Source organism: Sphingomonas phyllosphaerae (genome assembly GCA_036946405.1).
Lineage (GTDB): Bacteria > Pseudomonadota > Alphaproteobacteria > Sphingomonadales > Sphingomonadaceae > Sphingomonas > Sphingomonas phyllosphaerae_D.
Genome location: JAQIJC010000001.1, coordinates 681,432 through 707,382, shown reverse-complemented (window position 1 = coordinate 707,382; position 25,951 = coordinate 681,432). Strand labels below are relative to the sequence as shown.

At 67.0% G+C, this 25,951-nt stretch carries 34 protein-coding genes and 1 tRNA gene; 20 read left to right on the top strand and 15 right to left on the bottom strand.

From position 1 onward, the window contains the following. Positions 1–17 precede the first annotated feature (17 nt). Both PGN12_03275 and PGN12_03270 read left to right on the top strand, forming a co-directional pair. Positions 18–677 (top strand): YggS family pyridoxal phosphate-dependent enzyme, encoded by a 660-nt coding sequence (locus PGN12_03275; GenBank protein MEH3102905.1) that lies wholly within the window; start codon positions 18–20, stop codon positions 675–677. Next, positions 674–1,342, top strand: coding sequence for an HAD family phosphatase (locus PGN12_03270; protein MEH3102904.1), 669 nt, complete (start codon positions 674–676; stop codon positions 1,340–1,342). The genes PGN12_03275 and PGN12_03270 overlap by 4 nt, the downstream gene beginning before the upstream one ends. 150 nt (positions 1,343–1,492) lie before the next feature. On the opposite strand, the gene ribA is transcribed toward PGN12_03270, so the two are convergent. The 7 genes from ribA to hemE all read right to left on the bottom strand — a co-directional run bounded on the left by ribA (position 1,493) and on the right by hemE (position 8,262). Then, complete coding sequence (gene ribA, locus PGN12_03265; GenBank protein MEH3102903.1) at positions 1,493–2,515, bottom strand: GTP cyclohydrolase II; 1,023 nt, start codon at positions 2,513–2,515, stop codon at positions 1,493–1,495. 35 nt (positions 2,516–2,550) lie between these two features. Continuing rightward, a complete protein-coding gene (locus PGN12_03260) occupies positions 2,551–3,333 on the bottom strand; it encodes an exodeoxyribonuclease III (GenBank protein MEH3102902.1) in 783 nt (260 codons plus the stop codon). Between the two features lie 240 nt (positions 3,334–3,573). Beyond that, positions 3,574–4,185, bottom strand: coding sequence for an outer membrane lipoprotein carrier protein LolA (locus tag PGN12_03255; GenBank protein ID MEH3102901.1), 612 nt, complete (start codon positions 4,183–4,185; stop codon positions 3,574–3,576). A 63-nt stretch (positions 4,186–4,248) separates the two neighbouring features. After that, the gene (locus PGN12_03250; protein MEH3102900.1) at positions 4,249–4,983 is read right to left on the bottom strand and encodes a TerC family protein; all 735 of its coding nucleotides are present in this window, start codon (positions 4,981–4,983) and stop codon (positions 4,249–4,251) included. Between the two features lie 273 nt (positions 4,984–5,256). Further along, positions 5,257–6,513, bottom strand: coding sequence for a transcription termination factor Rho (gene rho / locus PGN12_03245; protein MEH3102899.1), 1,257 nt, complete (start codon positions 6,511–6,513; stop codon positions 5,257–5,259). 271 nt (positions 6,514–6,784) lie between these two features. Further along, positions 6,785–7,240, bottom strand: coding sequence for a CopD family protein (locus tag PGN12_03240; GenBank protein MEH3102898.1), 456 nt, complete (start codon positions 7,238–7,240; stop codon positions 6,785–6,787). A 2-nt stretch (positions 7,241–7,242) separates the two neighbouring features. Beyond that, positions 7,243–8,262, bottom strand: a complete 1,020-nt coding sequence (gene hemE / locus PGN12_03235) for a uroporphyrinogen decarboxylase (GenBank protein MEH3102897.1) — start codon at positions 8,260–8,262, stop codon at positions 7,243–7,245. A 325-nt stretch (positions 8,263–8,587) separates the two neighbouring features. On the opposite strand from hemE, the gene PGN12_03230 reads away from it, so the two are divergent. From PGN12_03230 to PGN12_03180, 11 genes are all read left to right on the top strand, one after another. Further along, positions 8,588–9,418, top strand: coding sequence for a kinase/pyrophosphorylase (locus tag PGN12_03230; GenBank protein MEH3102896.1), 831 nt, complete (start codon positions 8,588–8,590; stop codon positions 9,416–9,418). Positions 9,419–9,428: 10 nt separating this feature from the next. After that, positions 9,429–10,016, top strand: a complete 588-nt coding sequence (locus tag PGN12_03225) for a Maf family protein (protein MEH3102895.1) — start codon at positions 9,429–9,431, stop codon at positions 10,014–10,016. A 164-nt stretch (positions 10,017–10,180) separates the two neighbouring features. After that, on the top strand, positions 10,181–10,996 hold the full coding sequence (locus tag PGN12_03220; protein ID MEH3102894.1) for a shikimate dehydrogenase: 816 nt from the start codon (positions 10,181–10,183) through the stop codon (positions 10,994–10,996). Beyond that, positions 10,993–11,586, top strand: a complete 594-nt coding sequence (coaE, locus tag PGN12_03215) for a dephospho-CoA kinase (protein MEH3102893.1) — start codon at positions 10,993–10,995, stop codon at positions 11,584–11,586. Before PGN12_03220 ends, coaE begins: the two co-directional genes overlap by 4 nt. Positions 11,587–11,596: 10 nt before the next feature. Then, positions 11,597–12,286, top strand: coding sequence for a DNA polymerase III subunit epsilon (dnaQ, locus tag PGN12_03210; protein MEH3102892.1), 690 nt, complete (start codon positions 11,597–11,599; stop codon positions 12,284–12,286). Positions 12,287–12,341: 55 nt separating this feature from the next. Then, entirely contained in the window at positions 12,342–12,932 is a 591-nt protein-coding gene (gene raiA, locus PGN12_03205; GenBank protein ID MEH3102891.1) for a ribosome-associated translation inhibitor RaiA, read from the top strand. Between the two features lie 9 nt (positions 12,933–12,941). Further along, entirely contained in the window at positions 12,942–13,412 is a 471-nt protein-coding gene (locus PGN12_03200; GenBank protein ID MEH3102890.1) for a PTS sugar transporter subunit IIA, read from the top strand. Next, complete coding sequence (locus PGN12_03195; protein MEH3102889.1) at positions 13,402–13,854, top strand: PaaI family thioesterase; 453 nt, start codon at positions 13,402–13,404, stop codon at positions 13,852–13,854. The genes PGN12_03200 and PGN12_03195 overlap by 11 nt, the downstream gene beginning before the upstream one ends. Then, on the top strand, positions 13,851–14,180 hold the full coding sequence (locus PGN12_03190) for a DUF1491 family protein (protein MEH3102888.1): 330 nt from the start codon (positions 13,851–13,853) through the stop codon (positions 14,178–14,180). Before PGN12_03195 ends, PGN12_03190 begins: the two co-directional genes overlap by 4 nt. 174 nt (positions 14,181–14,354) lie before the next feature. Beyond that, positions 14,355–14,987, top strand: coding sequence for a cell wall hydrolase (locus PGN12_03185; GenBank protein ID MEH3102887.1), 633 nt, complete (start codon positions 14,355–14,357; stop codon positions 14,985–14,987). Positions 14,988–15,052: 65 nt separating this feature from the next. Then, positions 15,053–15,544: an MmcB family DNA repair protein gene (locus PGN12_03180; GenBank protein ID MEH3102886.1), complete on the top strand. Its 492-nt coding sequence runs from the start codon at positions 15,053–15,055 to the stop codon at positions 15,542–15,544. 10 nt (positions 15,545–15,554) lie between these two features. Here the strand turns inward: PGN12_03180 and PGN12_03175 are convergent, their stop codons facing one another. Beyond that, positions 15,555–16,163, bottom strand: a complete 609-nt coding sequence (locus PGN12_03175) for an ankyrin repeat domain-containing protein (GenBank protein ID MEH3102885.1) — start codon at positions 16,161–16,163, stop codon at positions 15,555–15,557. A 65-nt stretch (positions 16,164–16,228) separates the two neighbouring features. On the opposite strand from PGN12_03175, the gene PGN12_03170 reads away from it, so the two are divergent. Genes PGN12_03170 through PGN12_03160 form a run of 3 tightly spaced genes read left to right on the top strand, consistent with a single transcriptional unit; the run spans position 16,229 to position 17,924 of the window. Continuing rightward, positions 16,229–16,816 (top strand): SCO family protein, encoded by a 588-nt coding sequence (locus PGN12_03170; GenBank protein MEH3102884.1) that lies wholly within the window; start codon positions 16,229–16,231, stop codon positions 16,814–16,816. Next, a complete protein-coding gene (locus tag PGN12_03165; protein MEH3102883.1) occupies positions 16,804–17,247 on the top strand; it encodes a YcgN family cysteine cluster protein in 444 nt (147 codons plus the stop codon). The genes PGN12_03170 and PGN12_03165 overlap by 13 nt, the downstream gene beginning before the upstream one ends. Then, positions 17,244–17,924 carry a SprT family zinc-dependent metalloprotease gene (locus tag PGN12_03160; GenBank protein MEH3102882.1) on the top strand — a complete coding sequence of 227 codons (681 nt, stop codon included), beginning with the start codon at positions 17,244–17,246 and terminating at the stop codon, positions 17,922–17,924. The genes PGN12_03165 and PGN12_03160 overlap by 4 nt, the downstream gene beginning before the upstream one ends. On the opposite strand, the gene PGN12_03155 is transcribed toward PGN12_03160, so the two are convergent. The 5 genes from PGN12_03155 to PGN12_03135 all read right to left on the bottom strand — a co-directional run bounded on the left by PGN12_03155 (position 17,894) and on the right by PGN12_03135 (position 22,030). After that, entirely contained in the window at positions 17,894–20,050 is a 2,157-nt protein-coding gene (locus tag PGN12_03155; GenBank protein ID MEH3102881.1) for a PBP1A family penicillin-binding protein, read from the bottom strand. The genes PGN12_03160 and PGN12_03155 overlap by 31 nt on opposite strands. A gap of 123 nt (positions 20,051–20,173) precedes the next feature. Next, the gene (locus PGN12_03150; protein MEH3102880.1) at positions 20,174–20,506 is read right to left on the bottom strand and encodes a hypothetical protein; all 333 of its coding nucleotides are present in this window, start codon (positions 20,504–20,506) and stop codon (positions 20,174–20,176) included. After that, positions 20,503–20,826 carry a hypothetical protein gene (locus tag PGN12_03145; GenBank protein MEH3102879.1) on the bottom strand — a complete coding sequence of 108 codons (324 nt, stop codon included), beginning with the start codon at positions 20,824–20,826 and terminating at the stop codon, positions 20,503–20,505. The genes PGN12_03150 and PGN12_03145 overlap by 4 nt, the downstream gene beginning before the upstream one ends. Positions 20,827–21,077: 251 nt before the next feature. Then, positions 21,078–21,164 (bottom strand) — tRNA-Leu (locus tag PGN12_03140). A gap of 92 nt (positions 21,165–21,256) precedes the next feature. Beyond that, complete coding sequence (locus PGN12_03135) at positions 21,257–22,030, bottom strand: zinc-ribbon domain-containing protein (GenBank protein ID MEH3102878.1); 774 nt, start codon at positions 22,028–22,030, stop codon at positions 21,257–21,259. 115 nt (positions 22,031–22,145) lie between these two features. Here PGN12_03135 and ftsE point away from each other — a divergent pair, with 115 nt between their 5' ends. From ftsE to PGN12_03115, 4 genes are read left to right on the top strand one after another with little or no spacing between them, the layout of a single operon-like run. After that, a complete protein-coding gene (gene ftsE, locus PGN12_03130; GenBank protein ID MEH3102877.1) occupies positions 22,146–22,841 on the top strand; it encodes a cell division ATP-binding protein FtsE in 696 nt (231 codons plus the stop codon). Then, positions 22,838–23,710, top strand: a complete 873-nt coding sequence (locus PGN12_03125) for a permease (protein ID MEH3102876.1) — start codon at positions 22,838–22,840, stop codon at positions 23,708–23,710. The genes ftsE and PGN12_03125 overlap by 4 nt, the downstream gene beginning before the upstream one ends. Further along, positions 23,707–24,243 (top strand): YdcF family protein, encoded by a 537-nt coding sequence (locus PGN12_03120; protein ID MEH3102875.1) that lies wholly within the window; start codon positions 23,707–23,709, stop codon positions 24,241–24,243. Before PGN12_03125 ends, PGN12_03120 begins: the two co-directional genes overlap by 4 nt. Continuing rightward, entirely contained in the window at positions 24,240–24,923 is a 684-nt protein-coding gene (locus PGN12_03115) for a lysophospholipid acyltransferase family protein (protein ID MEH3102874.1), read from the top strand. The genes PGN12_03120 and PGN12_03115 overlap by 4 nt, the downstream gene beginning before the upstream one ends. A gap of 6 nt (positions 24,924–24,929) precedes the next feature. On the opposite strand, the gene PGN12_03110 is transcribed toward PGN12_03115, so the two are convergent. After that, positions 24,930–25,460: a DUF177 domain-containing protein gene (locus PGN12_03110; GenBank protein ID MEH3102873.1), complete on the bottom strand. Its 531-nt coding sequence runs from the start codon at positions 25,458–25,460 to the stop codon at positions 24,930–24,932. Beyond that, on the bottom strand, positions 25,457–25,918 hold the full coding sequence (locus PGN12_03105) for a ubiquinol-cytochrome C chaperone (protein MEH3102872.1): 462 nt from the start codon (positions 25,916–25,918) through the stop codon (positions 25,457–25,459). The genes PGN12_03110 and PGN12_03105 overlap by 4 nt, the downstream gene beginning before the upstream one ends. Between the last annotated feature and the right edge of the window lie 33 nt (positions 25,919–25,951).

Sequence of the window (25,951 nt, the reverse complement as noted above, 5' to 3'; positions counted from 1 at the left end):
GTCCTATAGCGCGGCCAATGACCCCCGACGACCGTCTCGCCGCCCTTCACGCGCGCATCGCCGCCGCCGCCCGCCCCGCACAGCGCGATCCTTCCGACATCACGTTGGTGGCGGTGTCGAAGACCCATCCGGCCGAAGCGATCCGCCCGCTGCTCGCCGCCGGACAGCGCGACTTCGGCGAGAATCGCGTTCAGGAGGCCGCCGCCAAATGGCCGGCGCTGCGCGAAGAATTTGCCGACGCGCGGCTGCATCTGGTCGGACAATTGCAATCGAACAAGGCGACCGAGGCGGTGGCGCTCGCCGATGCGATTCACAGCATCGATCGCCCGTCGCTGGTCGCGGCGGTGGCGCGCGCGATCGACGCGACCGGTCGCCGGCCGCAATGTTTCGTGCAGGTCAACATCGGCGACGAACCGCAGAAGGGCGGCTGCGCGGTCGCCGAGCTGCCCGCGCTGCTCGCCGAGGCGCACGGCGCGAACCTGCCCGTCGCCGGGCTGATGTGCGTCCCCCCCGCCGCGGTCGAACCCGCCCCTTATTTCGCCCTCCTCGCCAAAATCGCGCGCGACCACGGCCTTGCCGGGCTCAGCATGGGCATGTCCGACGATGTCGAGCAGGCGGTATCGCTCGGCGCCACCCACGTCCGGGTCGGCTCGGCCTTGTTCGGCACCCGCGCATGACCCGCTTCGACGCCTTGCTCTTCGACTTCGACGGGGTGCTGATCGAAAGCGAGGCGAGCGGCAACCGCCACCTCGCCGACTATCTGACCGGCATCGGCCATCCGACCACGCCCGAGCAGTCGATGGCGCAGTTCATGGGACTGGCCGGCAAGGACTTTCTCGCCGCGGTCGAGGCGCATATCGGCGCGCCGATCCCTCCCGACTTCCAGAGCGCTCGTCGCGCCGAGGACGAACGCTGCCTGCTGGAAGGGATCGAAGAGGTCGCCGGTGCGACCGCCTTCGTCCGCTCGCTGCCCGACAGCCTGCCGCGCGCGGTGGTGTCGTCGAGCCGTGTACGCTGGATCGCGACCCACCTCGACCATCTCGGGCTCCGCCCCGCGTTCGGCGCGCATCTCTATTCGGGTGCCGAACACGTCACCAACGGCAAGCCCGCCCCCGATCTCTATCTTTACGCCGCCGACAAGCTCGGCGTTGCGATCGAACGCTGTGCGATCATCGAGGATTCGCCGGTCGGTGCGACCGGCGCGGTGGCGAGCGGCGCGTTCGTGATCGGGCTGGTGGCCGGCGGCCATTGCGCGCCCGACCACGGCGACCGCCTGCGCACGATCGGCGTCGATGCGATCGCGCGGGACTTCGCGGAAGTCGCGGCGCTCCTCGGCCTGTAGCGCCCACTGCCCTCGCACCGATTCCAATAAGCCCTTCCCCTTCAGGGGAGGGGTTGGGGTGGGGTAGTCACATGCGTTCTTCTCGGTGAGACACGGCCCCACCCCCAACCCCTCCCCTGACGGGGAAGGGGAGAGGTTAGTAACCGCGCGTCACAATTGATGCCCGGTCCGATCCCGCTTGGTCGCCAGATACCGCTCATTGTGCGGATTGGCCGGCAGCGCATGCGCAACGCGCTCGATCACCGCGACTCCCGCCGCCTCCAGCCCCGCCACCTTCGCCGGATTGTTGGTCAGCAATCGCACCCGATCCTGCCCCAGTAACCGCAACATCCGCGCCGCCACCCCGAAGTCGCGCGCGTCGATCGCGAAGCCCAGCCGGACGTTCGCGTCGACGGTGTCGAAGCCCTGATCCTGCAACGCATAGGCGCGCAGCTTGTTGACCAATCCGATCCCGCGCCCTTCCTGCCGCAGGTACAGCAACACGCCCCACCCCGCCGTGGCGATCGCGTGAATCGCGGCGTGGAGCTGCGGCCCGCAATCGCACTTCAGGCTGCCGAGCACGTCACCGGTCAGGCATTCGCTATGCAGCCGCACCAGCGGCGGCTCGCCGGTCGGGGTGCCGATCACCAACGCGATATGCTCGTCGGCGCTTTCCGGCGAACGAAAGGCGACGATCTCCGCCTGTTCGGCCCCGGCCACCGGCAGCCGCGCCCGCACCGCGATCTGCAACGCCCGCGCGTCCTCATGCGCCGCGATCGCGCGCGCATCGACGGTCTGCATGGGTTCGCCACTGCCGACGACGAAGGCCGGCAGCAACCCCGCGATCCGCGCAAGTTGCAACGCTGCGCCGGCGGCAACCGGTGCCGCCACCGGGACCGTCCGGAAAGGTCCTTTGAGCGGAGTCGCCAGATCGAGCTGTGGATCGGCCAGTGCGGTCGCCAGCGCCATGTCGAACCACGGCGCATGTTCGACCATCACCGGTCGATCGGGCACCGCCGCATCGAGTTGATTCGCCAGCTTGAGCGTCGCGGCACGGCCATTCGACAGCAGGATGTCGAAACGATCGTCCACGACGAACCGGGCGAGCCGTTCGGCATCGGCGGTTTCGATCGCCAGCACCGTCAGCGGCGGCTCGCCATCCGCTGTCACCATGATCGGCCACCCACGCCGCATCGCGTCGATCGCGCGCGCCGCGTCGTGCGCCGCCGTCACCACGCGAACTCGGTCATGATCGGCACATGGTCGGATGGCTTCAGCCAGCTGCGGCACGGCTCGAACACGGTGTGCGCGGTCGCGGTCTTCGCGATATCACCGGTCGCCCACATATGGTCGAGCCGCCGCCCGCGATCGTTCTTGGTCCAGTCGGGCGAGCGATAGCTCCACCAGGTGTGCAGCCGCGCCGGCGCCGGGTGAAAATGCCGCCCCAGATCGACCCAGTCGTTCGACGCCTTGAGCCGGTCGAGCGCCTCGACCTCGACGGGCGTGTGGCTGACGACCTTGAGCAGCGCCTTGTGGCTCCACACGTCGCTGGGCAGCGGGGCGATGTTGAAGTCGCCGGTCAGGATCGTCGGCGCGGTCAGCCCCTCGGACCAGCGCGTCATCCGCTCGACGAAATCCAGCTTTTGCCCGAACTTGGCGTTAACCTCGCGATCGGGGACGTCACCGCCCGCCGGGACATAGACATTCTCCAGTCGCACGCCGTTGGGCAGCCGAACCCCCAGGTGCCGCGCCTCGCGGTTCGCCTGCCAGTCGAGCCGGTCATCGGCGGTGACGGGCACGCGCGCGACGATCGCCACGCCGTGATGCATCCGCTGCCCGTGCAACAGGATGTGATCGTAGCCGAGCGCGCGAAAGGCGTCGGCGGGAAAGTCGGTGTCGACCACCTTGGTTTCCTGCAGGCACAGCACGTCGGGCTGCGCCTCGCGCAGGAATTGCTCGACGATCTCGATGCGGAACCGGACCGAGTTGATGTTCCAGGAGACGATTTTCACGATCGGCTAGGTAGCTTCGCGCCGGTGGGTCGACAAGGCACGCCGATACGACACATCCGAACGAGAAAGGCCCCCGCTCCGGGGGCATGGAGCGAGGGCCGACTCAGCGTTCGTCACGCAAGCGGTAGGCAGGAGACCGGGCAACAGGGGGAAAATCCCGGCGGCCCGCCGACCGTGCTCACCGCTCTAACGGCGTCAGCCTTTCACCAACATGAACGAATTGGAAGAAAAGGCCGAAATTTAGCTCGATCGCCCCTGCCGGCGTGGATCGGTCCAGCGGAAGGTGGAGTCGGCGACGGTCACGTTGAACTTCTGGTCGGTCAGCCGGATCGTGGTGCGGTTCCCCTGGCTGTCGAGCGCCGCCCAGCCCTGCAGCATCAACCCGCCGGGCGCTGCGGCGCTGCGCGCGAACACCAATGTGATCCGGCCATATTCGGGATGCTTGGGGTCATAGGCCTCGACCGACAAGACGCCCGGGTTGGTCGACGGCACGACCTTCGCGAACTTCGATATGTCGCGCGTCGGATCGAGCAACACGCCCAGCGGCGAGTTGCCGATCGGCCAGCGCTGCACCTGCTTCACCGAATAATCGATGAAAGTCAGCGCCTTGCCGTCGCCGACGATCAGCAGCGGCACGCCCTTCTGATATTGGAAGCGGATCTTCCCGGGGCGCTTGAGCGTCAGCGTGCCGGTCAGCACCTGCCCGTTGCGGTCGGTCTGGCTGAACGCCGCGGTCATCGAGTCGAGTCCGGCGATCGCGCGCTGCACCGCCGTCAGGTCCGGGCTGGTCTGCGCCGCCACCGGACTGGCCGCGACGACCAGCGCGGCGAGCGGCAGAAGATACTTCGACATGACGTCTCCACACAGCGATACGGCGGCGGGATCTGCCCGCCGGCCATTGAACCCGCGCTGAACTCAGGCGAACAGCGTCGCCAGCCCCGGCGTCGTCTCGCTGCCGATCCAGCCTTCGTAGATCATCCGCACCGCGACGAACAGGATCACCGCCAGCCCGACATAGGCGATCCAGCGATAGCGATCGATGATCCGCGCGATGAAGTTGGCGGCCAGCCCCATCAGCGCCACCGACAACAGCAGCCCGATGACGAGGATGCCGGGATGCTCGCGCGCCGCCCCGGCGACCGCCAGCACGTTGTCGAGGCTCATCGACACGTCGGCGACCGCGACCGCCCAGGCCGCCGCGGCGAAGCTCTTGACCGGCTTGACGGCGGCCGCCTCATCGGCGGCGTCGATCTCCGAATGCCCGCCGCTGCGGATCTCGCGCCAGAACTTCCAGCTCACCCACAGCAGCAGCAGCCCGCCCGCGAAGATCAGCCCGACGATCCCCATCAGCCAGGTGACGATCAGCGCGAAGAAGATTCGCAGCACCAGCGCGGCGCCGATCCCGATCAGGATCACCTTCTTGCGCTGTTCCGATGGCAGCCCGGCGGCGAGCGCACCGACCACGATCGCATTGTCGCCCGCCAGCACGAGATCGATCATCAGCACCGACCCGAACGCCGCCAGCGCGGCGGGATCGGACAGGTTCGAGAAATCGGCGACGATGTGCTGCCAGATGTCTCCCAGCGATCCAGGTCCCTGGATCGCCGCGCCGGCGGAGGCCGCGGCGGCAAGCGTGGCGATAAGGCTCAAATTAGGTCACTCCCCGTCTGACCGCATCAATGATGCTGCCGGGCATAACGTTCCGGGCTGGGAATGCCATGGGGTCCGTCGTCCCGGACTTGATCCGGGACCCCGCTGCTTCTCGCTTTTGGAGAAGGAGGGGCAAGCGCCGCGGGCAAAGCATGTCCTGAGCGCCTGCCTTGCAGGCAGTCGAAGGGCCCGCGTCGTCGGTCGGGTGCGCTGGCGCACCCGCCGGCCGAACCGGCGTGAGTCCTGCCGCGACACGCGGCAGGCCACGCTCGGTCACTGATTCATCGAGTCGAAGAAATCGTCGTTGGTCTTCGAATCCTTCATCTTGCCGAGCAGGAACTCCATCGCATCGACGGTGCCCATCTGCATCAGGATCCGGCGCAGCACCCACATCTTCGACAGCTGGCCCTTCTCGACCAGCAGCTCTTCCTTGCGCGTGCCGCTCTTGCCGACGTCGATCGCCGGGAAGATGCGCTTGTCGGCCACCTTGCGGTCGAGCACGATCTCGGCGTTGCCGGTGCCCTTGAACTCTTCGAAGATCACTTCGTCCATGCGGCTGCCGGTGTCGATCAGCGAGGTCGAGATGATCGTCAGCGACCCGCCTTCCTCGATGTTGCGCGCCGCGCCGAAGAAGCGCTTCGGCCGCTGGAGCGCATTGGCGTCGACACCGCCGGTCAGCACCTTGCCCGACGACGGCACGACGGTGTTGTAGGCACGCCCCAGACGCGTGATGTTGTCGAGCAGGATCACCACGTCCTTCTTGTGCTCGACGAGCCGCTTGGCTTTCTCGATCACCATCTCGGCGACCTGCACGTGCCGCGTCGCGGGTTCGTCGAACGTGGAGCTGACCACCTCGCCGTTCACCGTGCGCTGCATGTCGGTGACTTCCTCGGGCCGCTCGTCGATCAGCAGCACCAGCAGGAACACCTCCGGATGGTTGTGGCTGATCGCGCGCGCGATGTTCTGCATCATGATCGTCTTGCCGACGCGCGGCGGCGCGACGATCAGGCAGCGCTGGCCCTTGCCAATCGGCGCGACGACATCGAGCACGCGGCCCGACTTGTCCTTGATCGTCGGATCCTCGATTTCCATCTTCAGCCGCTCGTCCGGGTAGAGCGGCGTGAGGTTATCGAAGTTGACGCGCTGGCGGACGCGCTCGGGCTCCTCGAAATTGACCTGCGTGATCTTGACCAGCGCGAAATAGCGTTCGCCGTCCTTCGGCCCGCGGATCTCGCCCTCGACCGTGTCACCGGTGCGCAGCCCGTGCTTGCGGACCTGATTCGGGCTGACATAAATGTCGTCCGGGCCGGCGAGATAATTGGCCTGTGCCGAGCGCAGGAAGCCGAACCCGTCGGGCAGCACCTCGATCGTGCCCTCGCCCATGATCTGCTCGCCGTTTTCGGCCTGCACCTTCAGGATCGCGAACATCAGGTCCTGCTTGCGCAGCGTCGAGGCGCCCTCGACGCCCAGCTCCTCGGCAAGCTGCACCAGCTCGGCGGGGGCCTTCTTCTTCAAATCCTTGAGATGCATGTATCTGTCCGATGTGATCGGGGGTCGGGGAAAGCTCGGCCGGCGATGGAGAACGCTCGAGAAACGAAGCTGTAGAGGATGCGGCGCGCACCGAGGACCGGCGACGTCACGAGCGCGAGGTATGATTCATGTTCGGGATAGTCAAGCGCCGAGCGCAATCCACCCCACCGTCATTCCCGCGCAGGCGGGAATCCAGACGCGCAGGTCTTCGCAAGGGCCGACACGCCAGAGGTTCTGGATCCCCGCCTTCGCGGGGATGACGACGGCGCCGTCAGAACGGCTTCACGATCACCAGAATGACGATCAGAGCGGTCGCGAGTGCCGGAATTTCGTTCATCATCCGCAGCGCCTTGTTCGACACGCCGACCTGCCCGCGCGCCAGCTTCCTGGCATAGCCGACCGCCCAGCCATGATAGCCCGACAGCAGGAACACGATCGCCAGCTTGGCGTGCAACCACCCCAAGCCCGGCACGCCGTCCGCGATCCCGGCATTCAGCGCGAGCGCAAGCCCCAGCACCCACACCACGATCATCGCCGGCGTCAGAATGATCGCGCGCAGCTTGGTCTCGCGCTCCACCCAGCGCGCCGCGTCGGCGGCGTCGGACAGCCCCTCCTGATGATAGACCAGATAGCGCGGCAGCATGAACAGCCCCGCCATCCAGAAGATCACGAAAATGACGTGCGCGGCCTTCACCCAATCATAGGTCGCGCCAAGAAACCCGACCATGTTCAGCCCCTTACCCGTTGCAGCAGATGTTCGACATGCGCGATCGGCGTGTGTTGCCCGATCCCGTGGCCGAGGTTGAAGACATGCGGCCGCTCCGGGAACGCCGCCAGCACACGGTCGATCCCCGCCTCCAGCGCTGCCCCGCCGGTCAGCAAGGCGAGCGGATCGAGATTGCCCTGCACCGGCAGCCCGGCCGGCAGCACCGCATCCGCCCAACGCGGATCGACCGTCTCGTCCAGCCCGATCGCATCCACCGCAGTGCCCGCGGCATAAGCGGCCAGCTTGCCGCCCGCGCCCTTCGGAAAGCCGATGATCGGCACGCCCGGACACCGCGCACGGACGCCATCGACGATCGCACGATTGGGCGCGATCACCCAGCGCTCGAACTGCGCGGGCGACAGGCTCCCGGCCCAGCTGTCGAAGATCTGCACCGCCTCGACGCCATTCTCGATCTGCGTCGCGAGATAGTCGATCGTCATCGCCACGATCGCATCGACGATCGCGCCGAACGCCGCCGGATCGGCGTAGGCATAGCGGCGCGTCACCTCCTGATCGCGGCTGCCCTGCCCCGCCACCATATAGGTCGCGACCGTCCACGGCGACCCGGCGAACCCAAGGAAGGTCGTCTCCGCAGGCAACGACCCGGCGACCCGTCGCACCGTCGCATAGACCGGATCGAGCCGCGCCGGCTCGCGAGTCAGCGCCGCCAATGCCGCATCAACCAGCGCCGGTGCCAGCCGCGGCCCCTCGCCCGCCCCGAAGGTCAGCGCCTGCCCCAGCGCCCAGGGCACCATCAGGATGTCGGAAAACAGGATCGCGCCGTCGAATCCGAAGCGGCGGATCGGTTGCAGCGTCACCTCGGCGGCCGCGACCGGATCGGTGGCGAGCGCGAGGAACCCACCCTTCTCGGCGCGCAACGCCCGATATTCAGGGAGATAGCGCCCGGCCTGCCGCATCAGCCACGTCGGGGGGCGGTCGGCGCGCTCGCCGTTCAGGACTCGCAACAGGGGTTTGCTCACCATCGGGTGCGATCCTTCTACCCTTCTAGGAAGATTCAGAGAGTCTGGTTGTTGCTGTTGTAGGCGCGTGGATCGCGGGGGCTTATGCGCCACCACCGGAATTGCCAACAGCTTGACTCGAACGACTCTCCCGCACGCCGCCGGATTCGCGTCGCGTTATCCCCGGTTTTCACAGCCTGTGGATAAAATCACGGGCTGGGGACGGCGCTGTGGACAGAATCCCGATTATCCACCGATCGGGGTCGCGCTTGGCGGGTCGATGAAGTTACGCTAGCGCCGGTCAACGACTTATCCACAGATCGGTCCACCCTCCGATGTCCGGCTCCTGATGCTCCGCCTCCACCTTCACCTGCTGTCGGACTCGACGGGCGAGACGCTGGAGAACATCGCCAAGGCGGCGCTGGCGCAATATGACGATGTCGAGACGGTGCGGCATTTCTGGCCGATGGTGCGCACCGAAACGCATCTCGACCGCATCCTTCAGGAAATCGCCCAGAATCCCGGGCTCGTCATCTTCACGCTCGTCAATCCGGTGACGCGCACCGCGCTGGAGGCGCGCTGCAAGGCGCTCGGGCTGCCCACGGTCGCCCCGCTCGATCCCGTCAACGATGCGCTGTCGATGCTGCTCGGTCAGCAGGCGAAGGCGCGCCCCGGACGCCAGCACGTGCTCGACGCCGCCTATTTCGCGCGCGTCGATGCGATCCAGTTCACGATCGCGCATGATGACGGGATCGCGCACGAGGAATGGGAAGAGGCCGATATCCTGCTCGCCGGGGTCAGCCGCTCGTCGAAGACCCCGACCTCGATCTATCTCGCCAACCGCGGCTATAAGACCGCCAATATCCCGATCGTCGTCGAAAGCCCGCCGCCGCGCGCGCTGTTCTCGCTGAAGAACCCGCTGGTCGTCGGACTGACCACCAGCACCGACCGGCTGATCCAGATCCGCCGCAATCGCCTGCTGTCGCTCAACCAGGCGACCGAAACCAACTATGTCGACCAGGATGCGGTGGCGCGCGAGATCGCCTATGCGCGGCGGATGTTCGCCGATAACGGCTGGCCGGTGATCGACGTCACGCGCCGCTCGATCGAGGAAACCGCCGCCGCGATCATTGCTCTGGTCAACGAACGCCGCGGGCTGGCGGCACGGAACACCGATTGATGCTGATCCCATGCTGATTCTCGCCTCGCAAAGCGCCTCGCGCACCACGATGCTCGCTGCCGCCGGCGTGCCGTTCACCGCCGAGCCGGCCTATGCCGACGAGGCGGCGTTGAAGGCGGCGATGGCCGGGCGACATCCGCGCGACATCGCCGACGCGCTCGCCGAGCTGAAGGCGCTCAAGGTCAGCGCGCGCCACCCCGGGCATCTGGTGCTCGGGTCGGATAGCCTCGCTGTGCTCGACGACGGCACGATCCTCGACAAGCCGACCAGCCGCGAGGAGGCGCGCGATCACCTGACGCGCATGGCGGGCAAGCGCCACGATCTGGTCAGCGCGGCGGTGATCGCCGAGAACGGTCAGCCGGTGTGGCGGATCGTCGACAAGGCGAAGATGTTCGTCCGCCCGCTCTCGCCCGCGTTCATCGAGACCTATCTCGATGCCGAATGGCCGGCGATTTCGGGCTGCGTCGGCTGCTACCGGATCGAAGGGCCGGGCGCGCAATTGTTTTCCCGGATCGACGGCAGCCAGTTCACCGTCCTTGGAATGCCGCTGCTCCCGGTGCTCGATTATCTCCGCGTCCGCCAGGTGCTGCCGGCGTGAGCGTCATATTCTCCGTCACCCCGGACTTGTTCCGGGGTCCACGGCACCGCAAGCTCGACGAGTCAAAGGTGTGCGGAACGGTGGATGCCGGGACGAGCCCGGCATGACGGAAGGTGCTTTCACAATGGTCCCGACCACCTCTTCGGCCCGGCCAAGGTAACATCATGACCAACACCCCTTATGCCGAGGTGATCGGCGACCCGATCGCACACTCCAAGTCGCCGCTGATCCACGGCTTCTGGCTCGAAAAGCTCGGGCTGGCGGGCGACTATCGCGCAACGCACGTCGCGGCCGACGACCTTGCCGATTATTTCGCGCGCCGCGCCGACGACGGCGACTGGCGCGGGTGCAACATCACCGTCCCGCACAAGGTCGCTGCGCTCGATCACGTCCCCGATCCCGGCGACGTGCGTGCGATGATCGGCGCGGCCAACACCGTGTTCCGCGGCGAGGACGGCGCGCTGATTGCGACCAACACCGATGCCGCGGGCTTCCTGTCCCCGATCGCCGATCTCGATCTCGGCGGGCAGCCGGTGGTGGTGGTCGGCGCGGGCGGCGCGGCGCGGGCGGTGCTGTTTGCGCTCGCGCGCAGCAAGGTCGGCCGCGTGACCCTGCTCAACCGCACCCCCCTGAAGGGCGCGGCGCTGCTGGCGCAATTCGGGCTCAAGGGCGATGCGCTCCCGCTGAGCGCGCGGCTCCCGGCGGCGGCGCTGCTCGTCAACACCAGCGTGCTCGGCATGACCGGGCACGACCCGCTCGATCTCGACCTGACGCCGCTCCCCGATAACGCAATTGTCTACGACATCGTCTACGCCCCGCTCGAAACCCCGCTGCTCAAGGCGGCGCGCGCGCGCGATCTGGAGACGGTCGACGGGCTGGAGATGCTGGTCGGGCAGGCGGCGGTCGCGTTCGAATTGTTCTTCGGCGCCGCCCCGCCGCGCGAGCATGATGAGGAATTGCGCGCGCGCCTGCTCGCATGATCGTCATCGGCCTCACCGGCTCGATCGGCATGGGCAAGTCGACGGTCGCGGCGATGTTCGCCGACGTCGGTGTGCCGGTGTTCGACGCCGACGCAACGGTGCATCGCCTGCAGGGTCCGGGCGGCGCACTGGTCGCGGCGATCGAGGCGCGCTTCCCCGGCACCACCGGCCCGGCTGGCGTCGATCGCGCCGCGCTCGGGCAAGCGGTGCTCGGCGACGATGCGGCGCTGCGCGCGCTGGAGGCGATCGTCCATCCGGCGGTCCGCGCCGAGCGCGAGTCCTTTCTCGCCCGGCATGGCGACGCGCCGCTGGTCGTGTTCGACATTCCGCTGTTGTTCGAGACCGGCGGCGACCGCGACATGGATTTTGTCGTGGTGGTGTCCGCATCCGCCCCGGTGCAGCGCGAACGCGTGCTGGCGCGCGCCGGCATGACCCCGAAGCGGTTCGACGCCATCTATTTTCGGCAGCTTCCTGACACCGAGAAGCGCGCCCGCGCCGATTTCGTGATCCCGACCGACGTCTCGCTCGACGAAACCCGCGCCGCGGTGCTGCGCGTCATCGCTTGCGTGCAACGCGGACAGGGCCGATAACGACGCGATCATGCGCGAGATCGTCTTCGACACCGAAACTACCGGCCTCAGCTTTGTCGGCGGCGATCGCATGGTGGAGATCGGCTGCGTCGAACTGGTCAACCGCGTTGAAACCGGCCGAACTTTTCACGCCTATTTTCACCCGGAGCGCGACATGCCTGCCGAGGCGGAGCGCGTGCACGGCCTGTCCGCGGCGTTCCTTGCCAAGCATCCGGTGTTCTCGGCCGGGGTGCGGGAATTGCTCGATTTTCTCGGCGACGCGCCGCTGGTCGCGCACAACGCCGGCTTCGATTTTTCGTTTCTGAACGGGGAGTTGGAACGCTGCGGCAGTGTCGCGGTGTGCGGTTCGCGGATGGTCGACACGCTCGCGATCGCGCGCACCCGCCACCCCGGCGCCAAGCACACGCTCGACGCGCTCTGCAGCCGCTACGGAATCGACCGTTCGCACCGTGTCTTACACGGCGCGCTGCTCGACGCGCAGCTGCTGGCGCAGGTCTATGTCGAGCTGATGGGCGGGCGCCAGATCGGGCTCGGGCTGGTCAGCGAAGCCGCGCCGATCGTGGTCGAGCAGGTGCAGATCGCGCCGCCCCGCGCCCGCCCGCTGCGCGTCTTTTCGCCCAGCGATGCGGAACTGGCCGCGCATGCTGCGTTTCTAAAGAAGGTCAAAGAACCTTTGTGGGGGGTCGCCGCGTCCGAATGACGCGAACGTTGGGCCGGATCGCAGGGGGGCGGTACGGCATAAATGGAGGTAAAATATGGATATCCGGACTTCAGGTCACCAGGTGGCGATCGGCGACGCGCTGAAGGCCCATGTGCAGGACCGACTCCAGGGTATCGCCGACAAATATTTCGCCCGCGCCATCTCGGCGGAGGTCACCTTCGGCAAGGGGCCGCACGATAACGGCTTTACGTGCGACATCGTCGCGCACGTGACCCGCGGCCTGATCCTGAAGGGTCGCCATGACGCGCACGATGCGCACATCGTCTTCGACGGTGCCGCCGAGAAGATCGAGAAGCAGCTGCGTCGCTACGTGCGCCGGCTAAAGGATCGCCATGCCGCGCATGCCGCGACCGAGGAAGAGCAGGATCGCAACGGCTACGACAATGCCGGCTACACGCTGTTCGCCGAGCAGATCGGCGAGGACGATGCCGGCGATGCGCCGCTGGTGATCGCCGAGACGCGCGTCGACGTGCCCGATGCCAGCGTCTCCGACGCGGTGATGATGCTCGATTTGCGCAACACGCAGGCGCTGCTGTTCAAGAACGCGGGGACCGGATCGTACAACATGGTCTATCGTCGCGGGGACGGCACGATCGGCTGGGTGGAGCCGCAGCGTGGTGGTTGACCGGACCTGATGGCGAGCGATCTCAGCGACCTGCTCGTCCCCGAATTGATCGTCGTCGGACTGCCCGCCGCTTCCAAAAAGGCGTTGTTCACCCAGCTCGGGGCGCTTGTCGCTCCGACGCTGGGTATGGAGGCACGTGTGCTGGCCGACGGGCTCGCAGCGCGCGAGAAAGAAGGCTCGACTGGCTTTGGCGGCGGAGTCGCGATTCCGCACGCGCGCATCGCGGGGCTCCCGCGGATCGCCCTCGCGGTTGCGCGGCTTGCACAGCCGCTGGATTATGGTGCGATCGACGACACGGCGGTCGACGTGGTGGTGGCGATGTTGTCTCCGCCGAAGGTCGGGAGCGACCATCTGAAGGCGCTTGCGCGTGTGGCCCGCCGCTTGCGCGATCGTGCGCTGGTCGCCAAGCTGCGCGGGGCGGGATCGCCCGATGCGATCTATGCCTTGCTGTCCGATCACGGCGTGCGCGATGCCGCCTGAAGGCGCCGCCGCCCATTACCGGGCGCTCGAATCGCTCTACGCAGCGGCCCCGATCAATCGCTTTTTCGAATCACGTCTCGAGCTTGTCGCGCCGGGCGAGTCGCGTATCCATTTCGCCGTCGACGAACGCCACTTCCATGCCGCGGGCGCGGCGCACGGCACCAGCTACTTCAAGATGCTGGACGATGCGGCCTTTTATGCCTGCAACAGCCTGGTCACCGATCGCTTCCTTCTGACCACCCAGTTCAGCCTGCTGCTGACCCGCCCGCTGGGGGTTGGTCCCGTGGTAGCAGAAGGTCGCTGGATCAGTGGACAGCGGCGGGTGTTCGTCGCGGAGGCCCGGCTGATCACAGCGGAAGGCGAAGAGGTGGCGCGCGGCACCGGGACGTTCATGCGCTCCCGGATCGCGCTGGCGTCGCTGCCCGGATATGCCGGGCTGTGAGCGCGCGCCTGCCGACACATCTGGCGATCGGCGCATTATTGCGGCGAGTCAACGACGCGGGCGGCCTCGCTGTGGTGCGTGCGCGTGGTGAAGCTCAAGGCGGCGCCCTGCTGATCCTTATCGCCGAGGGCCGCGAGCTACGTGCGGTCGAGCGGATGCGCGGGCTCGATGACCGCGACGTGCTGATCCCCGCCGGGCCGGCGACGGACGCTCCGGGCGCGGTAGAGGAATATTGGCGAAACCGCCGCAGCCGCGATCCCGATCTTTGGGTGATCGAACTGGATATCCCGGACGCCGAACGGTTCGTCGCTGAAACGATCCTGTAGCATTGACCCTGTTAACCTCTTGCCCGTAGCCGGACCACATCGACAACGTGCGTTGTGCCGATGCGGGGTGCGATCCCGACGGTGACGCAGTCGGGGGGGGACCCGGAGCGATCGAACAGCTAACGCTGCTTCAGCGATCGTATCCGCGCACTCACCGCATAAAAATGATGTGGAATGCCGTTCAGTTCGCGCGTCGCAACTTTCGCGACGCTTACTTTCTCGGTCCTTGCTCTGGTTGCGCAGAGCGCTCCCGGACTGGCTGCTGACCTTCCGGCGGTTCCCGCCGCGTCTACCGCGATTCAACTCGCTCTCCCCGCCCAGGTTCCCACGATCGCCCCGGCCGAACCGGCTGCTCAGGAAGCGACGGTCACCGCGGCGCAGGTCGAAGAGCAGGTCGCCTATCCTACCCTCGCCGCGGCAGTCGCCGACCAGTCGATCCGTTCCGACGCCGACGAAGACCTGCGCTGCCTCGCCGGCGCCATCTATTTCGAGGCGCGTGGGGAGCCGCTCAGTGGCCAGCTCGCGGTCGCTGAAGTGATCCTCAACCGCACCCGCTCGCACCGTTTCGGCGGCAGCGCGTGCGATGTCGTGACGCAGAAGGGGCAATTCTCCTTCGTCCGCGGCGGTCGGATGCCGGCGGCGCCGAGCAACGACGACTGGCGCACCGCGATGGCCGTCGCCAAGGTCGCGCTTAAGGACGCGTGGGAGAGCGACGCCGCCAACGCATTGTATTTCAATCATCGTCGCGTCGGCCATGCGAATGGCGTCCGGGTCGCTTCGATCGGGAACCACATCTTCTATCGTTGATCGCAACGGATCTCTCGCGCACGTAGCCGTGGCTTTTGTTCGCATGATGTTCTAAACGGGCGGACATGTTGACGCCGCCCGACACCTGCCAGCAAGATGAAACCGCCGCTCTTTGCGCCCGCGATGTCGCCCGGGGCGTGACCCGCATGCTGTTGCGGCACGATCTGACCGCAATTGCCGAAGTACCGCTGGATGGCGGCCGACGCGCTGATCTGATGGCGGTCGATCCGCGTGGGCAGTTGGTGATCGTCGAGATCAAGGTGTCGCGCGCCGACCTGCTGGGCGATGGCAAGTGGCAGGATTATCTCGCCCACTGCGATCGCTTCTACTGGGCGGTGCCCGCTGGGTTCGACACTTCACCGATCGCCGGTGAAGCGTTCCTGCCGGAGCGTACCGGCTTGATCGTCGCCGATCGCTACGACGCTGCGATCGTTCGCGAGGCACGCACCGATCCGCTACCTGCCGCCACCCGCAAGCGCTGCACGCTCGCCTTCGCGCGCCGCGCTGCGCGTCGTCTCATCGCGGCGCACGATCCGGAAGCGGTTGCCGGCTTCTAGATCAGCGGGGTCAGAATTTCGGTCCGGCCACCGCGCGCTGTGGCTTGCTCGGCGTGTCGTCGAGGATCTTCACGATCACGGTGGAGCGGGCATCGCGCTTGGCGTAATCGCGCGCCGACATGCCCGCGACGTTGTCGGTCTGATCCGGGTTGCCGCCCGCCGCCAGCACCGCGCGCACGAGCGCAAGGTCACGACGCTGCACGGCTCGAATCAAGGGCGTCTCGCCACCATTGTTGCCGAGATTCGCGTTCGCCTTCGATGCGGCGAGAATTTGGATCAGCTCGGGCTGGTTTGCCTGTACCGCAAGGATCATCGCGGTATTGCCATCCCCATCGCGCAGGTTCGGATCGGCCCCCTTCGCGAGAAGGTAGCGAAGGTACGCAGCGTCGCCACGCTTCACGACGATATGGATCGCGCCCTCGCCGTTGGTGATGTCGCGCGCGTTGATGATCGTCTGTCCGGGCTGGTCGAGCATCCCGATCACGGCATTGCCGTCGCCCTTCCGCACCGCTTCGAGGAATTTGTAGCTTTGCGACTGCTGCTGCGCCGTCGCCGGCAGCGCGGTGACGGTCGACAGCGCGGCGAGCAGCGCGAAGTTCAGAAACGGACGGCGTTGCATCGGATGGTTCTCGCGAGGGCTCAGGGTTGCGTCAGGGCCTATAACGCATCACATCTGGCGTCGCCATGAACATGCGACGTTTCGCCGCCACGCTCGCGCTGCTACTCGCCGGGCCTCTTTCGGGTTGTGCACAGGAGCCTCCGACTACCCCGCCGCTGGCCGGGGCGCGGATCGGTGGGCCATTTTCGCTGACGAGTCAGGATGGGCGGACGGTCACCGATCGTGATTTCACCGGGCGCTATCGCATCGTCTATTTCGGCTACACCTTCTGCCCCGATGTCTGCCCGACCGACGTGCAGAACATCGTCGCTGCGCTCAAGGCGATCGAGCACGACGATCCGGATCTCGGCAAGAAGATCGTGCCGATCTTCATCACCGTCGATCCGGCGCGTGACACGCCCGCCGCGCTCAAGCGCTTCGTCACCGCCTTTCACCCGCGGCTTGTCGGACTGACCGGCACGCCCGGGCAGATCGCGAAGGTGGCAAAGGAATATGGCATCTATTTCGCGCGAGGTGCCGGGACCGAGGGCGGCTATCTGATGGATCACAGCCGTCAGATCTATCTCTTCGATCCCGATGGCAAACCGCTGGCGCTGCTTGCCGAAGGGCCGCCTGCCGCCATCGTTGCGGAGGTGAAGAAATGGGCGCGCTGACCGGTCGATTCTGGGAGACGATGTCGCTCGACAAGCTCGACCGCGCGCAATGGGAAGCATTGTGCGACGGCTGCGGCAAATGTTGCCTCCACAAGCTGGAGGATGAGGAAACCGGCGAGCTGGTGGCGACCAATGTCGCGTGCCGGTTGCTCGACCGCCGCAGTGGGCAATGCTCCAATTACCGGCATCGACGCGCCTATGTCAGCGAATGCGTTCGGCTGACGATGGGCAATGTCCATGCGATCGACTGGTTGCCGACGACCTGCGCCTATCGCCTTCGCGCGCTGGGCGAGCAATTGCCCGACTGGCATTATCTCGTTTCGGGCGACCGCGAGGCGGTGCACCGTGCCGGGCAGTCGGTGCGCGGCTGGACGATCAGCGAGGACGATGCCGGCGACCTCGAAATGCATATCGTCGACCGCGAGTTGTGACCGGCGACATCGCGGTCGTGCGCAACCCGCGGGCGCGGCGCACGCGGCTGTCGTTCGATCCGGTCAGCGGTCAGGCCAGGCTGACGCTGCCACCCCGGGCGTCGCTTGCCAAGGCGTTGGCATGGGCGCGCGCGCAGGACGCATGGATCGCGCATCAGCGCGAGCGCCTGCCCAGCGCACGTCCGTTCCTGTCGGGCGCAACGATCCCCGTCGACGGACAGATGCTGACGATCGACTGGCGTGCCGAAGCGCCGCGGACGCCGATCGTCGATGCTGGGCGGCTAGTCCTCGGCGGCGCGATCGAGAGCGTGCCGCGCCGCGTCGAGCTTTGGCTGCGTCGCCGTGCACTCGCATTGCTCGAGCAGGATACCGCCTTCTATGCTGCGCGGGCCGGCGTGTCGGTCAGCGCGGTCTCGATCGGCGATCCACGCGGGCGTTGGGGTAGTTGCGCGCATCACGGCGCGATCCGCTACAGCTGGCGGCTGGTGCTCGCCCCACCCGAGGTCCGCCGCGCCACCGTGGCGCACGAGGTCGCGCATCGCATCCACATGAATCATGCGCCCGCCTTCCACGCGCTTGTTGCCGAGCTGTTCGGCCGCGACCCCACGTCCGAGCGGCAGTGGCTACGCACCAATGGCGCTGCGCTTCACTGGTACGGACGCTCGCCTGCCGGCTGAGCCGCCACCTGCGGCCGGGTCGGGGGTGTGCCGCGGGGCGGGGGTGGGGTGCGAACCGCGTCGCGACGCGGCTGACCGGTGACGCGATCCAGCCACTCTTGGTCGAGCCGCTCGTCGGGACGCGGCTGCTGTGCTTCGTCGCCTTGCGGCGGCAGCGGCTGCACCACCGGCCGCTCGGGGCCGTAGACCGGACCCTGCTCGGGGGCGGCGGGCGGTTCGATGCCGTAGCCGTCCTCATCGACGAACGTCGAATTGTCGGGCGCGCCGTAATAACTCTCCGCATCCGGTTCCAGCTGCGCCTCCGGCAGGGTGACGGCGGTTTCGAACTGCTCGATCGGCCGCTTCGCGACGGCCTTGACCATAAACTCGCGGAAGGCGCGCGCGGGGGCGGTGCCGCCGTGCAGGCCGGCGATCGGACGCGCATCGTCGCGGCCCATCCATACGCCGGTGGTCAGCCCGGAAGAGAAGCCGAGGAACCAGCCGTCCTTGCTGCTGGTGGTCGTGCCGGTCTTGCCCGCGACCGGCCGCCCGATCTGCGCCGCGCGCCCGGTGCCGGTGTTGACCGCGGTCTGCAACAGGTCCGTCATCTCGGCGGCGACGTTAGGCGCGACCAGCACCTGGCTGCGGTCGACCTCGTGACGGTAGATTTCCTCGCCATCGGCGGTGACGCGCGTGATACCGAAGGGCGTGATCGCGACGCCCTTGTTGCCGACGCTCGCGAAGGCGCGCGTCATATCGATCAGCCGCACGTCGGACGTGCCGAGCACCATCGACGGATGAGTGTTGACCGGCGTGCTGATCCCGAAGCGGCGCGCCATATCGGCGACGGTCTGGAACCCGACCGCCTGCCCCAACTTGGCGGCGATCGTGTTGAGCGAATAGGCGAAGGCGGTGCGCAACGTGACGCTACCCGAGAAGCGCCGCGAGTCGTTGCGCGGGCTCCAGCCGTCGATCGTCACCGGCTCGTCGACCTCGCGATCCTCCGGCGTCTTGCCCGCCTCCAGCGCGGCGAGATAGACGAACAGCTTGAACGACGATCCCGGTTGGCGCTGTGCCTGCGTCGCGCGATTGTAGATCGAGCTGACATAGTCGGTTCCGCCGACCATCGCCCGCACCGAGCCATCGCGGTCGATCGACACCAATGCGCCCTGCGCACCCTTTGGCACGTTGGCGCGAACCGCCGCGTCTGCATCGCGCTGCATCGCCGGGTCGAGCGTCGTCCACACTTCCAGTGGCTTTTCGGTTTCGTCGATCAGCAGGTCGAGCTGCGGCAGCGCCCAGTCGGTGAAATAGCGGACGCTGTTCTGGCGCGGCGCGGGGGCGAGCTTCACCCCGACATCGTTCGCCTCGCGCGCCTGATCGACCGAGATGAAGCCGTTGCGCACCATCTGCTGGATGACCACCCCGGCGCGCCCGACTGCGGCCTGGGCATCGGCAGTCGGCGAGTAGTTCGATGGTGCCTTGACCAGCCCCGCGATCACCGCCGCCTCAGGCAGGCTCAGATGGTCCGCGCCATGGCCGAAGAATTTGCGGCTTGCCGCGTCGATGCCGTACGCGCCGCCACCATAATAGACCTTGTTGAGGTACAGCTCGAGGATCTGCTCCTTCGAGAATTTTCGCTCCAATGCGAGCGCGAGGATGCCCTCGCGGAACTTGCGTCCGAACTTCTTCTGATTGTTCAGGAAGATGTTGCGCGCCAGCTGCTGGGTGATCGTCGAGGCGCCCTGCACCCGCCGCCCGCGCTCGTAATTGACGTAGAGCGAGCGTGCGATCCCGACCGGATCGACGCCGACATGGCTGTCGAAGCGGCGGTCCTCGACCGCAATCGTGGCATCGCGCATCACTGCGGGAATGCGGTCATAGCCGAGCCACTCGCCATAGCTCGGCCCGAGCGACACCAGCACCGATCCGTCGGCGGCATGGACGCGGATCATCTGCCCGTTAGGCGACGATTTCAGCGATTCGAAGCTGGGGAGCTGCGACCGCGCGATATAGACCGCGGTCAGCAGCGCGGCGAACGCCAGCACGATCGCACCCAGCGCGAGTTTGACGGCAAGTCCGAACCGGCGCCGCCACGGCGAGCGGTTCTTGGACGGAGCGGAGCGGGAGGTGCGGGCGCGGGCCATGGTCAGCCCCGTGGCGGATAGCGGCTTGAGCGAGGGTGAACAAGATATTTGGCGGCGGGCGACCCGGGGGCACTTGCTCGCCGTGCTCGCCAGTTGGCAGCTGGCGCCATGCCGGATCAGAAATCAATCGGTCGTCGCGCGCACCGCGTTCAGTTCGGCGAGCCGCATCGGCTCGTCGTCGGCGAGCACCTCTTCGAGGTAGAAGCTGCGCGGAATAACGGCCACCACAGCGCCTGCTTCGTCACCATATTCGTCGGCGACAGCAGGAAATGCATTAATCAACTCGTGAAGAAACGGCTTGTCGAGCGCGGCCAGTTCCGGCCCTAACGCCTCCAGCATCTTGACCGCAACATCTGGATTAAGGCTCTCCTCGTCCGTCAACTCTAGAAAGACGACATATTGAGCGATGATCCTCGCAACCTGTTGCGCGATCGAGCCGTGCTCGCTGACGATCATGGCGCGACCATCCTGACCTTGATGTTGCGGACACCCAGCTTCTTGAGAAAATTGACCGCTCTTGTCTTCTGTTGCTGGCTCGGAACTTCCCATGTCGCAAACAATCGATGCTCTTCCAGAACGGCCGACTGCCTAAAAGCCTGTTGCCGTCCGCAAGCGCTGTCTACGATCGACCATTTTCGATCGACGACATAGTCTCCTTCAATGCCATCGAATCTTACCTCTTGCTGCGATCCGTCCGGCAGGGTGAGCATCAGGACCAGCGCGTAGCCTGGTTGCGCACCGGGTGCGGTGTCGTTGAATTGCTTCCAAGGTGGCATCTCTCACCTCTCGCCGCACGATGTCGTCGCTGCGACAATAACCCCAAGAGGTCAGAACCGGGCCAACTCAGTGACCCGCCTTGAGCGTCGCGATCGACGTCGACGTTCCCGTAAGGAAAAACGAAGAGGTTAGAGGCGGCGTCGAGGTGGGCAGCCTTGAGATCCGGGACATGGACAACGGGATTGTTTCGCCGCTCGACCATCGGCGGATGGACCGGCACCGCTGCACTTTCTGTTTTTTCAGGAGAAACTGGTGCGGTCGAGAAGACTCGAACTTCCACGTCCTTTCGGACACAACGACCTCAACGTTGCGCGTCTACCAATTCCGCCACGACCGCACGTGTTGTCCACCGGGCAGACCCGGCGTCTGGTAGGCGAGCGCCCCTAGCAAAGCCGATCGGGGCTGGCAACGCTCTTTATCGCTTTGATCTCAACTCGCCTCGCCGACGAAGCTGAGATCGAGCCGCTTCGAGCTGGCCGGAACGTCGACCTGCGCCGAATTGAAGTCGATCGCGCCCCCGGGCAGCAGCGTCCGCTGCTGCGGCGTGATCGTCCAGCTGAACACGATGCGATTTTGCGAATCGCGCAGGTCGGCGCGGATGTCGGGTACGCGTTGCCGCGTCGAGGACGGGTTGGTGATCCGGCCACTCACCGCGAACAGCTCCGATCCGTTCGCCATCTTGCGGCGCTGGATCGGATTGTCGGCGATGCGGAGCGGCAATTCTTCCGGCCCGATCGAAAGACCGATCTGCTGGGCGAGGCCAGGGGCGGTGGTCCAAAGGATCACCGCGACCGCAGCGAGCATCAGCAGGCCGGCGGCGATGCTGGCGATCGTTCGGATCCGCCCGCTGCCACGCGTCGTTGCGCGGAATGGTGGACGATGCGCGAAGGCATCGTAGCGTTCGGGCTCTGGATCGGGCTCGACGGCGGCCGGCGGGGGCGATTGCAGCGGGAGGCTGGGCGAGGGCAGCGGTGCCTCGTCAACGGCCGGGGCGAGCGGCGGCGGCGGTGGGGAGGGCGCGGGCTCCGCGATCGACGCGGGCGAGTCCTCTGCTTCGGGCTCTGGCTCGGGCTCATCGGCGTAGCTGACGTCATGATACCAGCTATGGCCGCAATTGGCGCAGCGCACTGTACGCCCAGGCGGCGCGATGGCGTCATCCGGCACCAGGTAGCGGGCGCGGCATTCGGGACAATCGAGGATCATAGGCGCGGCACCGGCAAGACGGACGAACCGAATCTAAGCACGCGTGCGCCCCGCAACGCAAGCGGGAGTCGCGATGCTTGAAGCACGCCGGTCCCGCGTGCAAAGGCTGCGTTCGATGGCGGCGATCGTGCAGTTCGAGAATGTGGGGCTTCGCTACGGCCATGGCGAAGAGGTGTTGCGCGATATCACTTGCTCGTTCGTCGCCGGCGCCTTCTATTTTCTGACCGGCGCCAGCGGGGCGGGCAAGACCTCGTTGTTGCGGTTGCTCCATCTGGCGCAACGCCCCAGTCGCGGGGTGATCCGGCTGTTCGGGGCCGACATCGCCGCCACGACGCGTGCGCGGCTGCCCTTGCTGCGACGGCGGATCGGCATGGTCTATCAGGACTTTCGATTGATCGCGCATTTGTCGGTCGCGGACAACATCGCGCTACCGCTGCGGATTGCTGACACGCCGGAGGATGAGATTAGCGAGGCCGTTGGCGAGATGCTGGCATGGGTCGGGCTCACGCACCGCGCCGCGGCGAAGCCCGAAACGCTGTCGGGCGGCGAGCAGCAACGCGTGGCCATTGCGCGCGCGGTGGTGGCGCGGCCCGACATCCTGCTCGCGGACGAGCCGACTGGAAATGTAGACGATGCGATGGCCGACCGGCTGATCCAGCTGTTCGCGTCGCTCAACCAGCTCGGCACGACGGTGGTGGTCGCGACGCACGACCTGCACCTGCTGCCGCGCGTGCCCGGCGCGCAGACGCTGCGGATCGCTGCCGGCCGCCTCACCGAGCCGACCATTGCGCCGAGGCGCGAGCGCGCATGAGCGCCGCGACCGCCCGGCTGCTCGACACCGCGCGTCATGGCTGGACGATGGCCGGTGTGTTGGCGGTGATGATCTTTCTGGCGGTGCTGGCGACTGCTGGTGGCATCGCGACGGCGAGCGCTAGCGCCGCGTTACGCAGCGCGCTGGCCGGGCAGGTGACCGTGCAGATCGTCACCGGCGATGCCGAGGCGCGTGCCCGCCGTGCTGCGCAGGTGGTTGCCGCGTTGCGCCGGGCGCCGTCGGTGGCGCATGTCGCTCAGGTGCCCCGCGCCGAACTGACGCGATTGCTCGGCCCGTGGCTGGGCGATGAGGCAAGCGAGGACGACCTGCCCGTCCCGGCGCTGATCGACGTGACCCTGACACAGGAGCGTGACGGTGCCGCTCAGGTCCACCGGATCGTGGCGCCGATCGACCCCGGGGCTCGGATCGATGCGCGGGGCGCAGCCGTAGTGGGCACCGGCACACTGCTTCAGGGGGTGACCCTGCTCGCCGGCGTGATCGTCGCGCTGATGATCGGGGCAGGGGTTGCGATGGTGTTGCTGTCGATTCGCGCCGGGCTGGCTACGCACGAGGCGACGATCGAGGTGTTGCACCGGCTCGGCGCGACCGACGCGCAGGTGGCGCGGCTGTTCTGCCGAAGAATGGCGCGCGATGCCGGCCTTGCCGCGCTGATCGGCGCCCCCCTGGCATGGGGGACGATCGCGCTGCTCGCGCAGGTGGGATCGGGCACCGGGGCCGAACTGCTCGGCGGGATGACATTGGGTCGTGTCGGCTGGGGAAGTGCGATCATCCTGCCGGTCGCGTTCGTCGCGCTGGCGGCGCTGGTCGCTTATGTCGCGGTCCGTCGCGCGTTAGGGCGGCTGGTATGATCCGGCGTGTGATCGCGCTCGCCCTGCTGCTGTGGACGCTCGGGTTCGCGGTGTTCATGCTGGCGCTGCCGCCGCCCGCTGACGCGACCCTGCGAACCGACGGGATCGTCGTGCCGACCGGGGCGGCAGGACGGACGGCGCGCGGGCTCGACCTGCTGGAACATGGTCGCGCCCGGCGGATGCTGGTGACCGGCACCGCGCCGGGGGTGACGCGCGCCGATCTGGCGCGGGTGGCGGGGCATGCCGCGACGATTGCCTGCTGCGTCGATCTCGGTGCGGAGGCGGTCGATACGCGCAGCAATGCCGAGGAGACCGCCGCCTGGGTGCGGGCGCATGGTTATCACTCGATTCGGCTGGTCACCTCGAACTGGCATGCACGCCGCGCGGCGCTGGAACTCGGCCCGGCACTAGGCGACGGCGTTACGGTGCTGGTCGACGGCGTCGATGCGCAGCCGACGCTGACGCAGGCCTTCAACGAATATAACAAGCTGCTGCTGCGCCGGCTGGTGCTGTGGGGGGAGCGACTGCGGTGAACTGGCTGCGCACGATCATCTTCCGTGTGATCTTCTACATCGCCTCGGTGCCGATCGTCGCGACGACGCCGATCGCAGCATTGTTCGGGCAACGCACGGTCATCGCGCACGCCGACCGCTGGTCGCGACTGCATCGGGTCTTGATGCGCTGGATCCTCGGCATTCGCCCACGGGTCGAGGGCGAGGTGCCGGTCGGGCAATTCCTGTACGTCGCCAAGCACGAGGCGATGTACGAGACGTTGGAGCTGCAGTTGATCCTCGGCTCGCCCGCGATGGTGCTGAAGCGCGAGCTGATGCGTATTCCGCTATGGGGATGGTCGGCGGTGAAATATGGCGCGATCGTCGTCGATCGCGAAGCATCGGCGAAGGCGCTGCGGGCGATGATGAAGGAGGGGGCAGCGGTGCGTGCGACCGGGCGATCGGTGGTCGTCTATGCCGAAGGAACGCGCGTGCCGCATGGCGAGTCGCCGCCGCTGCGCTCCGGTTTTGCAGGCTTGTATAAGGCCTTGGGGCTGCCGGTCGTGCCGATCGCGCTCGATAGCGGGCGATTGCTGCCCAAAAAGGGCGCCAAGCGCCCCGGCATCGTCACGATCCGGATCGGCGAGCCGATCCCGCCGGGGCTGCCGCGCGGCGAGGCCGAGGCGCGCGTCCACGCCGCCATCAACGCGCTCAATCATTAGGCGCGATCAGGCTTTTCCTTCGAGCTTGGCCTTCAGTCCGGCCAGCGCACCGAAGGCGCCGGCCTCTTCCTCGCTGATCACCCCGGCCTGTTTCAGCACGGCCTCCGCGTCCGGGCTGCGCGGGAACGGATCGAGCGAGAGGGCCATCGTCTCGGCCGCTGCCTCACCCAGATCGATACCGCCACCCTCGATTTCGATCGTGTCGAGCGCGTCGCCGGACAATTCGATCTCCTCGTCTCCGCCGATATCGTCGATCGGCTCGACGAAGCGCAGGGCGACATCTTCCTCGACGCTGGCCGGTAGCGAGGCGCCCGTGACGGTGCAGCTCTGCACCACCGCGGCGCTGACATGGCCGTGCGCCATGACGGCACTACCTTCCCGGCGGATCGCGAAGGTGGCGGTCAGCCGCTCGAGGGCGACGAGCCCGAAGCGGCGAGCGAGCGCGAGCCGCTCTGCGTCGTCGGCCGCGATCGTTACCTGACGATCCTCGCTGCCGATCGTGTCGAGCCGCTCGACCCGCGAGAATTCGGTCGTCATGCCATTCGTCCTTCCACCAATTGCGAGAGCGGCACGGCGGCGAGTGCCTCGTGCCAGGCGACAAGTTCCCCACGCACATGCGCCACTGCCGCCGCGTTCGGGGCAGCACCGCGATACAGGTTGCGCACCAACGCCTCGTCTATTCCGCCGTTCGCCAGCCCCTCTCGGTACGCTCCCAGCCTGCCGCCGAGCATTCCCATCATCTTGCCGACATGCTTCCCGACCACCATGTCGCCGAAGCCGATCTGGCGGACCTGCGCGTCCATGTCATCGACGAAGCGCTCGGTCAGCCGTGCGATCGGCTCCGCGCCGTCCGGATCGTTTTCCAGCCGCAGCAGCACCATCGACAGGACCGCGGCGACCATGTCGAAGCGCCCATCGAGTGTATCGGGAACCGCCCCGTCGATATACCAATGCGGTGCGCGGGCGCGGGCGACCACCGCATCGTACAGCGGCATCGCGGCATCCCTGTCGCGTCGTCTCAGCACCTT

What these genes read in the sequence shown, in the direction of transcription:
- PGN12_03230 (MEH3102896.1), top strand. Translation starts at nt 8,588, where the DNA reads ATGCTCCGCCTCCACCTTCACCTGCTGTCGGACTCGACGGGCGAGACG.
- PGN12_03155 (MEH3102881.1), bottom strand. Translation starts at nt 20,050, where the DNA reads ATGGCCCGCGCCCGCACCTCCCGCTCCGCTCCGTCCAAGAACCGCTCG.
- PGN12_03105 (MEH3102872.1), bottom strand. Translation starts at nt 25,918, where the DNA reads ATGCCGCTGTACGATGCGGTGGTCGCCCGCGCCCGCGCACCGCATTGG.
- PGN12_03195 (MEH3102889.1), top strand. Translation starts at nt 13,402, where the DNA reads ATGCCGCCTGAAGGCGCCGCCGCCCATTACCGGGCGCTCGAATCGCTC.
- PGN12_03200 (MEH3102890.1), top strand. Translation starts at nt 12,942, where the DNA reads ATGGCGAGCGATCTCAGCGACCTGCTCGTCCCCGAATTGATCGTCGTC.
- PGN12_03240 (MEH3102898.1), bottom strand. Translation starts at nt 7,240, where the DNA reads ATGGTCGGGTTTCTTGGCGCGACCTATGATTGGGTGAAGGCCGCGCAC.
- PGN12_03255 (MEH3102901.1), bottom strand. Translation starts at nt 4,185, where the DNA reads ATGTCGAAGTATCTTCTGCCGCTCGCCGCGCTGGTCGTCGCGGCCAGT.
- PGN12_03275 (MEH3102905.1), top strand. Translation starts at nt 18, where the DNA reads ATGACCCCCGACGACCGTCTCGCCGCCCTTCACGCGCGCATCGCCGCC.
- PGN12_03185 (MEH3102887.1), top strand. Translation starts at nt 14,355, where the DNA reads ATGCCGTTCAGTTCGCGCGTCGCAACTTTCGCGACGCTTACTTTCTCG.
- PGN12_03110 (MEH3102873.1), bottom strand. Translation starts at nt 25,460, where the DNA reads ATGACGACCGAATTCTCGCGGGTCGAGCGGCTCGACACGATCGGCAGC.
- PGN12_03135 (MEH3102878.1), bottom strand. Translation starts at nt 22,030, where the DNA reads ATGATCCTCGATTGTCCCGAATGCCGCGCCCGCTACCTGGTGCCGGAT.
- ribA (MEH3102903.1), bottom strand. Translation starts at nt 2,515, where the DNA reads ATGCGGCGTGGGTGGCCGATCATGGTGACAGCGGATGGCGAGCCGCCG.
- ftsE (MEH3102877.1), top strand. Translation starts at nt 22,146, where the DNA reads ATGGCGGCGATCGTGCAGTTCGAGAATGTGGGGCTTCGCTACGGCCAT.
- coaE (MEH3102893.1), top strand. Translation starts at nt 10,993, where the DNA reads ATGATCGTCATCGGCCTCACCGGCTCGATCGGCATGGGCAAGTCGACG.
- PGN12_03220 (MEH3102894.1), top strand. Translation starts at nt 10,181, where the DNA reads ATGACCAACACCCCTTATGCCGAGGTGATCGGCGACCCGATCGCACAC.
- rho (MEH3102899.1), bottom strand. Translation starts at nt 6,513, where the DNA reads ATGCATCTCAAGGATTTGAAGAAGAAGGCCCCCGCCGAGCTGGTGCAG.
- PGN12_03125 (MEH3102876.1), top strand. Translation starts at nt 22,838, where the DNA reads ATGAGCGCCGCGACCGCCCGGCTGCTCGACACCGCGCGTCATGGCTGG.
- PGN12_03120 (MEH3102875.1), top strand. Translation starts at nt 23,707, where the DNA reads ATGATCCGGCGTGTGATCGCGCTCGCCCTGCTGCTGTGGACGCTCGGG.
- PGN12_03170 (MEH3102884.1), top strand. Translation starts at nt 16,229, where the DNA reads ATGAACATGCGACGTTTCGCCGCCACGCTCGCGCTGCTACTCGCCGGG.
- PGN12_03175 (MEH3102885.1), bottom strand. Translation starts at nt 16,163, where the DNA reads ATGCAACGCCGTCCGTTTCTGAACTTCGCGCTGCTCGCCGCGCTGTCG.
- hemE (MEH3102897.1), bottom strand. Translation starts at nt 8,262, where the DNA reads ATGGTGAGCAAACCCCTGTTGCGAGTCCTGAACGGCGAGCGCGCCGAC.
- PGN12_03145 (MEH3102879.1), bottom strand. Translation starts at nt 20,826, where the DNA reads ATGCCACCTTGGAAGCAATTCAACGACACCGCACCCGGTGCGCAACCA.
- PGN12_03225 (MEH3102895.1), top strand. Translation starts at nt 9,429, where the DNA reads ATGCTGATTCTCGCCTCGCAAAGCGCCTCGCGCACCACGATGCTCGCT.
- PGN12_03270 (MEH3102904.1), top strand. Translation starts at nt 674, where the DNA reads ATGACCCGCTTCGACGCCTTGCTCTTCGACTTCGACGGGGTGCTGATC.
- dnaQ (MEH3102892.1), top strand. Translation starts at nt 11,597, where the DNA reads ATGCGCGAGATCGTCTTCGACACCGAAACTACCGGCCTCAGCTTTGTC.
- raiA (MEH3102891.1), top strand. Translation starts at nt 12,342, where the DNA reads ATGGATATCCGGACTTCAGGTCACCAGGTGGCGATCGGCGACGCGCTG.
- PGN12_03150 (MEH3102880.1), bottom strand. Translation starts at nt 20,506, where the DNA reads ATGATCGTCAGCGAGCACGGCTCGATCGCGCAACAGGTTGCGAGGATC.
- PGN12_03165 (MEH3102883.1), top strand. Translation starts at nt 16,804, where the DNA reads ATGGGCGCGCTGACCGGTCGATTCTGGGAGACGATGTCGCTCGACAAG.
- PGN12_03180 (MEH3102886.1), top strand. Translation starts at nt 15,053, where the DNA reads ATGTTGACGCCGCCCGACACCTGCCAGCAAGATGAAACCGCCGCTCTT.